Raw genomic sequence first — 12,083 nt, forward strand, 5'->3', positions numbered from 1 at the left:
GAACTATGATGTTAAAACAAATATTTCATGAAAATTTAGATATCCAAAATGTGAACACGTTGCCTAGACGCGCATTTTATATACCATACAAACCTCAAGAAGCAGCTTACGACTTTACGACAAGATACAATACGAGCAATGTAACTGTTATGAATGGCGATTGGCACTTTGAGTACTTTGATTCTTTCGATAGTTGTGTAGCTAATTTAACGAAGGAGAAAAAGCAGCACCTTATTGTACCAGCAGTATGGAATTTACATGGATACGATCAACTACAATATTTAAATACACAATATCCTATACCTTTTGATCCTCCATATGTGCCACATAATAATCCTTGTGGTAGTTATGAAAAAAACTTTGAGTTGGAAAATTATAATCAACAGAGCGCTTATCATTTGAATTTTGAAGGCGTAGCGAGTGCTTTTTATGTTTGGATTAATGATGAATTTGTTGGTTATAGTCAAATATCACATTCAATATCTGAATTTGATATTACCAATTTTGTCTCTGCAGGTATGAATAATATAAAAGTTATCGTAGTAAAATATTCAGATGGTACTTATTTTGAAGACCAAGACATGTTCCGTCATTCAGGCATTTTTAGAGATGTCTATATCATAAAACGTGCCACATCACGTGTGGATGACTTTAATATTACGCCGCATCTAGAAGGTGATGCGCATGCGAATATAAATGTACAATTAACGAGTAAAACACAGTTAAATGAAGTTGAGGTACAGTTATTTAATCCTGATGGAGATTTAATAGCAAAACAAAGCGTTGAACAGCAATATCTTTTTGATATTGATAACCCTCAATTGTGGTCAGCGGAACAACCGAATTTATATACTATATTAATCGTGACGGAAGACGAAGTGATTACACAAAAGGTTGGTATAAGAGAAGTTGAAATCAAAAATAACCAACTTTATGTTAATGGAGCGTCGATTAAGTTAAGAGGTGCCAATTATCATGATAGTACTCCAGATACGGGCTATGTTATGGATGAAGCACAATTTATACAAGATTTAAAATTAATGAAGCAGGGTAATTTTAATGCGATTCGTACTGCACATTATCCGAAATCGCCGTTATTTTATGAACTTACTGATTATTACGGTTTTTATGTAATGAGTGAAGCGGATTTAGAAACACATGGTGTCGTAAGATTTTATGGGGAAGAAGATCAAGACAATTTCAATTTAATTATGGATGATCCACAATACCAAGCGGCTATCATAGAGCGTATTGAAGCTTCAATCATTCCGTTAAAAAATTACAATTCTATTATTACGTGGTCAATGGGTAACGAATCAGGATTTGGAATTAATATGGTAGAAGGGTTGAAACGTGCAAAGTCATTAGATGAAACAAGACCGCTGCATTATGAAGGTACTTTATACAGAGATAAGGCCAAAAATTATGATGTATCAAACGTAGATATGATTAGTCGCATGTATCCTTCACCTGAAGAAATAGAGCAACGCTATTTAACAAATAGTGAGTTAGATAAGCCGTTTATTTTATGTGAATATGCGCACGCAATGGGTAATTCTCCTGGTGATTTACATGAATATCAAGAATTAGTAGAACGCTATGATAGCTTTATAGGTGGTTTCGTATGGGAATGGTGTGATCATGCGATAACGGTTGGCGTACAAAATGGTGAACCTGTCTTTAGATATGGTGGAGATTTTGGAGAAAGATTACATGATGGCAATTTCTGTGTCGATGGTATTGTTATGCCGAATCGCCAACCACACGATAGTTATTATGATTTTAAATATGAACATAGACCTATTAAATTGATTAAGCAAGAGGGGTCTAAAATTTCATTTAGAAATCAGTTGGATTTTACTAATATTGAAGACTTGATTACCATTACAGGCTATGCGACTTATTTAAATGAAGATGTTAAAGAATTTGCCGTTAACGTCCATGAATTTAAGCCTAAAACAATCAAAGATATCGATATAAGTAATTATATAACTACTGAAAATTTAAGCGCCGTTATGTTTAAATATAATTTGAACGTAGAAGAAGGTTTACGACATAACGGTTTTGAATTAGGTTATGATCAAGTCGTTTATGAGAGAAAAACATATGATGTTAGCCATTTAACTAGTCATGAACTTTCATATAAAGATGTGGATAATATTATAAATGTTAAATGTGGATCTTTAGTTTATGCATTTAATAAAAATACGAGTAATTTAGAAAGTGTTATACACAACGACATCATTGTATTTAATGCACCGACTAAGATTAATATTTGGCGAGCGCCTACTGATAATGATGTGAACATTAAAGGAGAATGGAAATATGCAGGTTATGAAGATGCATTTTCTATTGCTAGAGATTATGAGATTGTCGAAGAGAGCGATAGGCTTAAACTAACATTTAAAACGGTAGTTATAGATGATGTGGTACCACCAATTTTAAGAGGTAACGTTACTTGGTCGGTTTATAAAGATGGCAAGGTGAATGTGAGTTTTGATCTTGAACGAAACGTGAAAGCAACGTTTTTACCGCGTTTTGGCGTAGAGTTTGTGTTATCAAATGCTTATGAACAAGTGAATTATTATGGTTATGGTCCATATAATAACTATCAAGATAAAGGTGTAGCAGCATACTTGGATAACTTTAGTACGACTGTTGAGGAAAATGGAGCAAATCATATTAAACCACAAGAAACGGGTAGTCATATGGGAACAAGCTTTGTGCAATTAGCTAACGAACAGTTTTCAATTGTTGCTAAGAGTGACACGCCGTTTAGTTTTAATGCAACGCATTATTCATTACAACAACTGACGCATACTGCGCATAAAGATGAGTTACAGAATGAAGGTAGCACTTATTTGTATATTGATTATCTACAAAGTGGTATTGGTTCTAATAGTTGTGGACCCGAATTGAATTCAGTTTACCAATTAGATGCGAGTGAAATTAGTTTCGACTTTGATTTATATTTCCTGGAAAATAAATAATCGAATTGAGCCTGGGACGCAATATGGTCTTCAGGCTCTATTTTTATATAGGCAGTAGGTGACTGAATTGAAAATACGCTTATATCAAGCTAATTTCAACTCTAATCATCTCTCTCGCTCTCTTAATTATCTTCTGCCAACAGCGTTGATAGCATCGATAAGTGCGTATCTGAAGTTGTTTTTTTCTAATGCGCTCGTAGCTTTAATAGTACTTCCACCAGGAGAGGTTACTTGGTCTTTAAGCGCGCCAGGGTGTTGTCCTGTTTCTTGAGCCAATTGAGCGGCGCCAATTATCATTTCTAAGATTACTTCATAAGAAAGATTTCTGTCCATACCATTTAGTACGGCACCGTCAGACAGAGCTTCTACAAAGACATCGACAATAGCAGGGCCGCATCCAGACATTGTACTAAAAATATCTAATTCGCTTTCTTTAACTTCTACTAGCTTACCTAAACAGCCAAATACTTCTTTAATCATTGTATTGTTTTGAGGTAGTTGATTATGTGCGTATCCAATAATACCTTTGTTTATTGCGACGACGACATTCGGTAATAGACTGACGATAGGTTGTTGCTTAGAGAATAAATGCTCCATATCAGCGATAGATACTGAGGGTACTATTGAAACGATCATAGTATCATCATTCGCTACGCTACTTAAGTTGTCGAGAACTTCTTGAACTGCAGCTTCATTTACGACTAAAAGTATCATGTCACAGTGTGCCAAATCATCATAATGGTGAACGAGTGTCGCGCCTACTTCTGATGACAGATTTTTAGCCTTGTCACTGTTACCTGATTTTATATAAATATCTTGCATATTAATGTTATTTGAATTATAAAATCCTTTTACTAAAGCACTTCCCATATGGCCTGCACCAATAATACCTAATTTCATCTTTAGCACCCCTTTGAAAATATTTACACCCTGAAATTATATATTTAAGATAATATTCCCTTGAATGTGGCGTGGAAAACCACAGTACTATAGTATCAAAAATTTACTGATTGAAAGCAAGTTACTTAACCAAAATATTCAAATATAGGATAATGAAATCGCTACGAATATAACGCTAATGAAAAAATTAGCGAAAGGAGTTAATCATGAAACATCAAGGTAGAAATGATTTTACGTTAAGACTGTTCGAAGCGGCCGAGATTCGTGAGGGTATGCGTGTGCTTGAAGTGGGTTGTGCGACAGGTGAGGTAACTCAATTATTATCTGAAATAGTAGGTCCTACAGGTGAAGTTGTTGGGGTAGACGTGAATGAACAATTGCTAGAAATGGCAAAAACGAATAATAACGCCGACAATATTGAATATATAAATAGTGATGTGTATCAATTACCTGATGATTTAGATCAATTTGATGCAATCGTGGGTAGAAGAATTTTGATGTATTTACCAGAAGCTAAAGCATGTTTACAAAATTTAAAACGATTTCTAAAATCTGGTGGCATTTTATGTTTCCAAGAAAGTGATGCGATTAATGGTGGCACAGGTGCGAACCAATTACCATTACATCAACAAGCCATTCAACGTGTATGGGATACGGTGGAAGCTGAAGGTGGCGATATTCATATAGGTCAAAAATTATATATGATGTACCTAAATATTGGTATACCACAACCCCAAGTTATTGCTGAAGCTATAATCCAAACATCTAACGATAATGATTTACAATGGTTAACTGAAATGATGGAAACGAGAATGAAAGAAAATGACATTGTAGCTCAAGACTTTTCTATAGATAAATTTAAGGCGAATATGGCTCATGAAGCAGAAGAAGCACAGGCAGCGTTTATACGTGATATGGCATTCGGCGTATGGGGCAGAAAAGATTAACAACATAAATAATTTTACGATAACTAACACTTCCATATTTCATTAATACGGAAGTGTTTTTATATACAAAAAATAAATTAATCCATTTAATATATTAAGATATAGTAATTGTATATCATAAGTATAACTTATTGTTTAATATTTAATCTAAAAATATATAATATACTTATAGTTTTATATTATTTTCTCTGTTACAATTAGTTAATACTTAATTGTAAGCGTTTTAATAAACAGAGGGGGATGTTTATGCAACACGATAGTATATGGCTTACTATAGTCGGCTTAATTATAATTATATCAATTGTAGGATTATTAATTGCTAAACGTATAAGTCCTGTCGTAGGTATGATTTTAATACCTAGTGCTGGGGCACTCATATTAGGGCATAGCATTGGGGACCTAGTTAAATATTTCAATAGTGGTTTAGATCAAGTTATGAGCGTAGTCATTATGTTCATTTTCGCCATTATATTCTTTGGTTTATTGACTGATGCAGGTTTATTTAAACCGTTAGTTAAACGGCTCATATTGATTACTAGAGGGAATGTTATTATCGTCTGTATTATGACGGCACTAATTGGTACAATTATTCAACTTGATGGTGCGGGCGCAACGACATTTTTACTTTCAATTCCAGCCTTATTACCTTTATATAAAGCACTTAACATGAATAAGTACTTGCTTATTTTACTATTAGGTTTAAGTGCGTCAGTAATGAATATGGTGCCTTGGGGTGGCCCAATGGCTCGTACGGCATCAGTACTTCATGCCAAAAGTGTGAATGAATTATGGTATGGCGTTATACCTGTTCAAATTGTTGGTATTTTCCTTGTGTTAATCTTCGCCGTGTACTTAGGGTTCAGAGAAAAAAGAAGAATTAACCGTGCGGTGGAAAAAGGTGAATTAGAAGATACACAACATGTTGATGTACATAAATTAGTAGAAGTATACGAACGAGATCAAGAAGTTAAATTCCCAGTTCGTGGTATGGCAGTGAAACATCCATGGGTAAACTGGATTAACGTTATTTTAACTTTAGCTATTATCGTTATTATGTTATTAAATATCGCACCACCGGAATTTGCATTTATGATTGGTGTGGCAATCGCATTAATCGTTAACTTCCCAGATGTCGATGAACAAATGAACCGACTCAAAGCACACGCACCTAACGCATTAATGATGGCAGCAGTAATTATTGCTGCTGGTATGTTCTTAGGTGTCTTAAATGAAACTGGCATGTTAAAAGCAATTGCGTTAACTTTAATTCATATTATACCTAGCTCAGTTGGTCCATACTTACACGTTATTGTAGGTATCTTCGGGGTGCCTCTAGACTTACTAACTAGTACAGACGCATATTACTTTGCTGTATTACCAATCGTAGAACAAACTGCAGGACAATTTGGTGTTCCATCTGTTTCTACAGCATATTCAATGGTTATTGGTAATATTATTGGTACTTTTGTCAGTCCATTTTCACCAGCGCTATGGTTAGCTATCGGTTTGGCAGAAGCGAACATGGGCACATATATAAAATACGCCTTTTTCTGGATATGGGGCTTCGCAATCGTAATGTTAATCATTGCTATATTGATGGGCGTTGTCACAGTTTAAGTAATTGATGTGGAAAATTGTATATTAACTATAAATTGGTACAGCATATAATTATATGTTGTATCAGTTTTTTTGTGAGTAACCATTAAAAAAGAGGGAAAATAATATATTATTTTAAATTGCAAACAATAAACATACTGCTATATTGAATAAGCAAATAGTAGTATAATATTAAGCAAAGATTTTCGGGATAGGTTAACCGTTTAGTGGTTTTCTATGATTGATTTTATAGTTCTAGATTTGAAAGAAGGGGTAAAATGTTATTACAATTAGAACTATTTTTTAGAATATTTCTATCTGTTCTGTGCGGGACTTTAATTGGTTATGAGCGTGCACAGCGACTTAAAGCTGCGGGGATTAGAACGCATATCTTAGTAGCAGCTGCGTCTGCGCTCTTTATTATTATTTCAAAATATGGTTTTTATGATATTTTACAATATCATAATATGCATTTAGACCCTTCGCGTGTAGCGGCACAAGTAGTAAGTGGTATTAGCTTTATTGGCGCTGGTACTATTCTTATCAAAGGTAATAACATAAACGGACTGACAACTGCTGCTGGGCTATGGATTACTTCAGGCGTCGGTATGGCATTAGGTGCTGGCCTGTATTTTATAGGTGTATTATCCACGATACTAATCGTTATCGTACAATTCTTTTTAAGAAGCGATTTTTCTTATTTAAAAATTGTAAAAAAAGAAACGATTAGAATAAGTATACAAGCAGAATATACGAGTTATATTAAACAAGAAATTAACGCATATTTAGAAAAACATAACGTTGAAAACATTGCCTTCAATATTCACAAACTTAATGATGATATTGTTTATTTTGATATTACAGGCCGGGTAAAATCAAATGAATATAGACGCAATGCTATACTTGAAGATATTTATAGCTTGGATAGCGTTCATGCAGTGACTTAAACATATAATGGCACCCTCACTTCGATTGGAGTGGGGGTGTTTTTCATTTAATAATTTAAATTTACAAAATAAACAACTGAAAAATGAATATTTATTAAAAAAGGCTGTACACAGCACTAATTATATATTAATCTTTAAATAAGATTAATGTATTGCTTAGGATAATAATAAGATGATTAAAAAAGATTATTTTTTTATTATTAAAAAATGATGATTTAGAGATTGTAAAAAATTAAATATAAGGGGATTGTAAAATTGGGATATGATGAATTTAATTATAATAATGATCACTTCCTACATCTAAATTTAGATGATTTGAAAAAGAGAAGGGAGCTAATTGAATATATTTATCAATATTTTGAAGAATTAAATGGGGAAATTAGTTTTCAAAATAACATACCTGTTTTATTAATTAATGGTTATGAAATAGCTAAAATAAAAAATCATGATATTGATCTAACTAATAAATATTTAACCAGATTAAATATAAGTGATGGTCAAGTTGTAGCATATATTAATTATATAGAGGAGAACGAGTTGTGAAAAAAGCATATATGATTGTGAATGAATTAGATGTGAACAAAGGCGGTATGACTACAGCTATGTTGACTAGAAGTAAGATGTTTTTAAATAATAACATTCAAGGCGACATTATTACGTTTGATTATAAAGTTGATTATAAAATAATTTTAGAAAAACTAAAAAAATCAAAAAAGATGGATGAAAGAACTAAAATGTTAAACCCATTTATATATTTTGAAGAAAAATCAAATGATATAAACACTGCTAGTAATCCTACAATTTATAAAAATTTATCAATTATGTTTAATAACTCAGTAGAAATAAAAGGAAAAGAGAATATATCTAGGTTTTTCAATAAAGAAACCGGAGAATATATTGCTTATAAACATGTAATTGGAACAAACGACGAATATTTTTTTGATTTATTTAAAAATAATAGTCGATATAAGAGAATACATTTTTATAATAGTAAAATACATAAAATAGAAATGTTTAATAAAGAAAATAAATTAACATCAGAACAATTTTTTGATGAAAATTGTTATATGTATATTTATAGACAAATTAATCCCAAAGGGACTATTGGAAAAACATACTTAATAAATGAAAAAAGACAATTTAATAACAATGTAGATTTTTGTAGTTATTTTTTAGAAGAAATTATTGAAGATAGTATAGAAAATACGATTATATGTGATGGACCAGGCAGTTTTCCTAAAATGTTAGAGACTAATCATAAAGTTTCTAAAAAGTACGCAGTTATTCATATAAACCATTACAAAAATTTTGATGATAGTGGGGCTGTGAAAAAACACGAAGACTACATTTTAAAAAATGCTGAAAAAATTACTGGAATAATTGTACTAACTGAGGCACAAAAACAAGATATAATTAAGGAATATAATATAGATAATGCTATTGTTATAAGTAACTTTATTAATATTCCTGAGATAGAACAAAATAGTTGTTCAAGTAAAATTGTAGGTCATATATCTAGGTTGGTTCCTCAAAAAGGTTTAACTTATTTAATAAATGTTGCTGAAAAGGTAGCAACTATTGATAGTGAAATAGAATTTCATATTTATGGTGAAGGTGAAGAAAAACTAACATTAAAAAATATGATTGAAGAGAAAAAATTGAAAAATGTAAAATTACTAGGTTATACAAATGATCCACAAGAAAAGATTAAAAGTTTTGGTTGTGTTATATCAACTTCGCAATTTGAAGGGCAAGGATTAAGTATTATAGAAGCGATGTTATTAGAAAAACCGGTAGTGGCATTTGATGTGAAATATGGACCTTCTGATTTTATTAGAGATCAAAAGAATGGATACTTAATTGAAAATAAAGATACTGAAACTATGAAAAATAAAATAATTGAACTTTTAAATAATAAAAAATTAGCATCTTCATTTGGTAAAGAAGGAAGAAATACAATTATTGAATTATATGAACCATCTAAATTACTTAAAAAATGGGAAGAAATACTCTAATAAATATTATAGGGAGAGAATATATTATGAAAATAAAAAAAGCAATTATTCCAGCGGCTGGATTAGGTACTAGATTTTTGCCTGCTACAAAGGCAATGCCAAAAGAAATGTTACCGATATTAGATAAACCTACAATTCAATATATCGTAGAGGAAGCAGTTGCTGCAGGTATTGAAGATATTATTATTGTGACGGGAAAACATAAAAGAGCTATTGAAGATCATTTTGATAATCAAAAAGAATTGGAAATGGTATTAGAATCAAGTGGGAAAAATGAATTGCTTGATAAAGTGAATTATTCAAGCAATTTAGCTAATATGTTTTATGTGAGACAAAAGGAACAAAAGGGATTGGGTCACGCTATTTGGACAGCAAAACAGTTTATTGGTGATGAACCTTTTGCTGTTTTATTAGGAGATGACATTGTTGAATCAACAACTCCAGCTATAAAACAACTTATGGAGCAATATGAAAATACTAAGAAATCAGTCATTGGGGTGCAAACTGTTAATGAAAAAGAAACACATCGATATGGGATCGTAGACCCTATAGATGCCAATGGCCGATTATTCAGTGTTAATAAATTTGTAGAAAAACCGAAGCCAGGAACAGCACCTTCAAATTTAGCTATTATGGGACGTTATATCTTAACACCTGAAATCTTTAATTATTTAGAAAACCAAGAAATTGGCGCGGGCGGTGAAATTCAATTAACAGATGCTATTGAACACTTGAACACAGATGATTGTGTTTATGCATACGATTTCGAAGGTGATCGCTATGATGTGGGTGAAAAATTAGGTTTTGTCAAAACAACAATTCAATTTGCGTTAAATAATGATGAAATGGCTGATGATATCAAAGCATTTTTAAAATCAATCAATTTATAAATAGGTGACAGATATGAAAACAAAATGGGAAAATGTTTTAGAAGATAGTTTTGTAAAACAGTTTTATGAACAACAATCATTAGAAGAACAAAACGAAGGCTTTAATAATCAGTTGTCATTTGGAACTGCAGGAATTAGAGGTAAATTTGGGCTCGGCGAAGGACGCTTAAATAAATTTACGATACAAAAAGTGGCTTTAGGATTAGCGCATTATTTAAAAGCATGTGAAAGTGCTCCTTCAGTCGTTATTCATTATGATACGAGACATTTATCTACAGAATTTGCTCGAATTATTGCAGAAATTTTAGCGAGCCATAAAATCAAAGTATACTTAGCAGACACTTATAAAACAACGCCTGATTTATCTTATGCTGTTAGATATTTACAAACAAGTGCTGGCGTGATGATAACTGCAAGTCATAATCCTAACGACTATAATGGAATAAAAGTTTATGGAAATGATGGTGCCCAATTAGGTACGGGACCATCTGAGATTTTAAGTGAATATATTAATAAGCTAGGTGACCCATTAACTTTAAATTTGAATATCGATTCAAGTGAAGTTCAAGACGATATTGACAATATTGACAATAAAATTAAAGAAAAGTATTTCGAAGAAATATTTGATTTAGTAGGGGAAATACCTAATTCAGATTTAAAAGTCGTCTTTACAAGTTTACATGGGACAAGTGTTCCGACAGTACCAGAATTGTTAAAATCACTAAATTTTAATAATTATACATTGGTTGAAAAACAGTGTGTTCCAGATCCGAATTTTAGTTCGGTTGACAGTGCTAATCCCGAAGATCATCAAGCTTTTAAGCAAGCAATTAAAAAAGGTAATGATATAGATGCCGATTTATTAATCTCAACAGATCCAGATGCAGATCGTATGGGTATTGCTGAAAGAGATGCCAAAGGGAATATTTATTATTTTAACGGAAACCAAATAGGAGCATTATTATTAGATTATAGAATAAAACAGACGGAACATTTAAATAATAAAGTTATGTTTCAGTCTATAGTGAGTAGCGAATTAAGTAAAATGTTGGCTGAAAAATATAATGTAAAATGTCGAGAAGTTTTAACCGGATTTAAATATATTGCTGAAGGCATACGCAATTTAAATCCTAACGATAATTTTATTTTGGGATATGAAGAAAGTTATGGCTTTTTAGCAAAACCATTTGTGAGAGATAAAGATGCTGTTCAAATAGTGCCATTAATTATTAAGTATGCTTCAGAATTAAAAAACAAAGGTATAATGTTAAAAGATAAGTTAGAAGCTATTTATAAAGAAGTGGGGCATCATCATGATAAATTGTTTGCCCATACTTTTGAAGGCGAAAGTGGTAAAACACATATTGATACGATTATGACTAACATGAGAAATAATCCACCCAAGTCGTTAGCTAATTTAAATGTATTAGTTATTGAGGACTTTGAGAAACAGCAAAGTATGAATATGGTTGAAAATAAGACAACACCTATTACTTTACCAAAGGCTAACGTGATTAAAATACACTTCAAAGAAGGGTTTATTGCTTTAAGACCTTCAGGTACAGAACCTAAAATTAAGCTCTATGTATCATTAACAGCGGAAAACTTTGACACTTTGGCACAAAGTATAGATAATTTAATATTTAACAAAAAAGCGTAACAGACATATTATCTGTTACGCTTTTACTTATTAATATTCGATGTTTGGTGCTTTGTTTACATGTTTTTGGTAACGTTTAAGGCCGAAGAATGCTAATGCACCTAAGGCTACAACAACTAATAATGTTTTCATATCTTG

Annotated in this window: 10 protein-coding genes; 8 read left to right on the forward strand and 2 right to left on the reverse strand. The window is 31.8% G+C overall.

The window, feature by feature from the left end; genetic code table 11:
• Positions 1–5 precede the first annotated feature (5 nt).
• Complete coding sequence (locus C7J89_RS02250; RefSeq protein ID WP_307725072.1) at positions 6–2,990, forward strand: glycoside hydrolase family 2 TIM barrel-domain containing protein; 2,985 nt, start codon at positions 6–8, stop codon at positions 2,988–2,990.
• Between the two features lie 126 nt (positions 2,991–3,116).
• On the opposite strand, the gene proC is transcribed toward C7J89_RS02250, so the two are convergent.
• A complete protein-coding gene (gene proC / locus C7J89_RS02255) occupies positions 3,117–3,890 on the reverse strand; it encodes a pyrroline-5-carboxylate reductase (protein ID WP_103295756.1) in 774 nt (257 codons plus the stop codon).
• A 206-nt stretch (positions 3,891–4,096) separates the two neighbouring features.
• Between proC and C7J89_RS02260 the strand changes: the two genes are divergently transcribed.
• The 7 genes from C7J89_RS02260 (at position 4,097) to C7J89_RS02290 (ending at position 11,945) form a co-directional block, all read left to right on the forward strand.
• On the forward strand, positions 4,097–4,837 hold the full coding sequence (locus C7J89_RS02260; protein WP_103295755.1) for a methyltransferase domain-containing protein: 741 nt from the start codon (positions 4,097–4,099) through the stop codon (positions 4,835–4,837).
• Positions 4,838–5,083: 246 nt separating this feature from the next.
• Positions 5,084–6,454, forward strand: coding sequence for a CitMHS family transporter (locus C7J89_RS02265; RefSeq protein ID WP_061853971.1), 1,371 nt, complete (start codon positions 5,084–5,086; stop codon positions 6,452–6,454).
• Positions 6,455–6,711: 257 nt separating this feature from the next.
• Complete coding sequence (locus tag C7J89_RS02270) at positions 6,712–7,380, forward strand: MgtC/SapB family protein (RefSeq protein ID WP_103296164.1); 669 nt, start codon at positions 6,712–6,714, stop codon at positions 7,378–7,380.
• Positions 7,381–7,635: 255 nt separating this feature from the next.
• Positions 7,636–7,923 (forward strand): hypothetical protein, encoded by a 288-nt coding sequence (locus C7J89_RS02275; protein WP_103296182.1) that lies wholly within the window; start codon positions 7,636–7,638, stop codon positions 7,921–7,923.
• A complete protein-coding gene (locus tag C7J89_RS02280; protein WP_106884383.1) occupies positions 7,920–9,395 on the forward strand; it encodes a glycosyltransferase in 1,476 nt (491 codons plus the stop codon). Before C7J89_RS02275 ends, C7J89_RS02280 begins: the two co-directional genes overlap by 4 nt.
• A 26-nt stretch (positions 9,396–9,421) precedes the next feature.
• Complete coding sequence (gene galU, locus C7J89_RS02285) at positions 9,422–10,285, forward strand: UTP--glucose-1-phosphate uridylyltransferase GalU (protein ID WP_229294230.1); 864 nt, start codon at positions 9,422–9,424, stop codon at positions 10,283–10,285.
• A 13-nt stretch (positions 10,286–10,298) separates the two neighbouring features.
• Positions 10,299–11,945: a phospho-sugar mutase gene (locus tag C7J89_RS02290; RefSeq protein ID WP_103294537.1), complete on the forward strand. Its 1,647-nt coding sequence runs from the start codon at positions 10,299–10,301 to the stop codon at positions 11,943–11,945.
• A gap of 30 nt (positions 11,946–11,975) precedes the next feature.
• Here C7J89_RS02290 and C7J89_RS02295 read toward each other — a convergent pair whose 3' ends face one another.
• Positions 11,976–12,077: an SE2200 family small protein gene (locus C7J89_RS02295; protein ID WP_064485312.1), complete on the reverse strand. Its 102-nt coding sequence runs from the start codon at positions 12,075–12,077 to the stop codon at positions 11,976–11,978.
• Positions 12,078–12,083 lie beyond the last annotated feature (6 nt).

Source organism: Staphylococcus kloosii (assembly GCF_003019255.1).
GTDB lineage: Bacteria > Bacillota > Bacilli > Staphylococcales > Staphylococcaceae > Staphylococcus > Staphylococcus kloosii.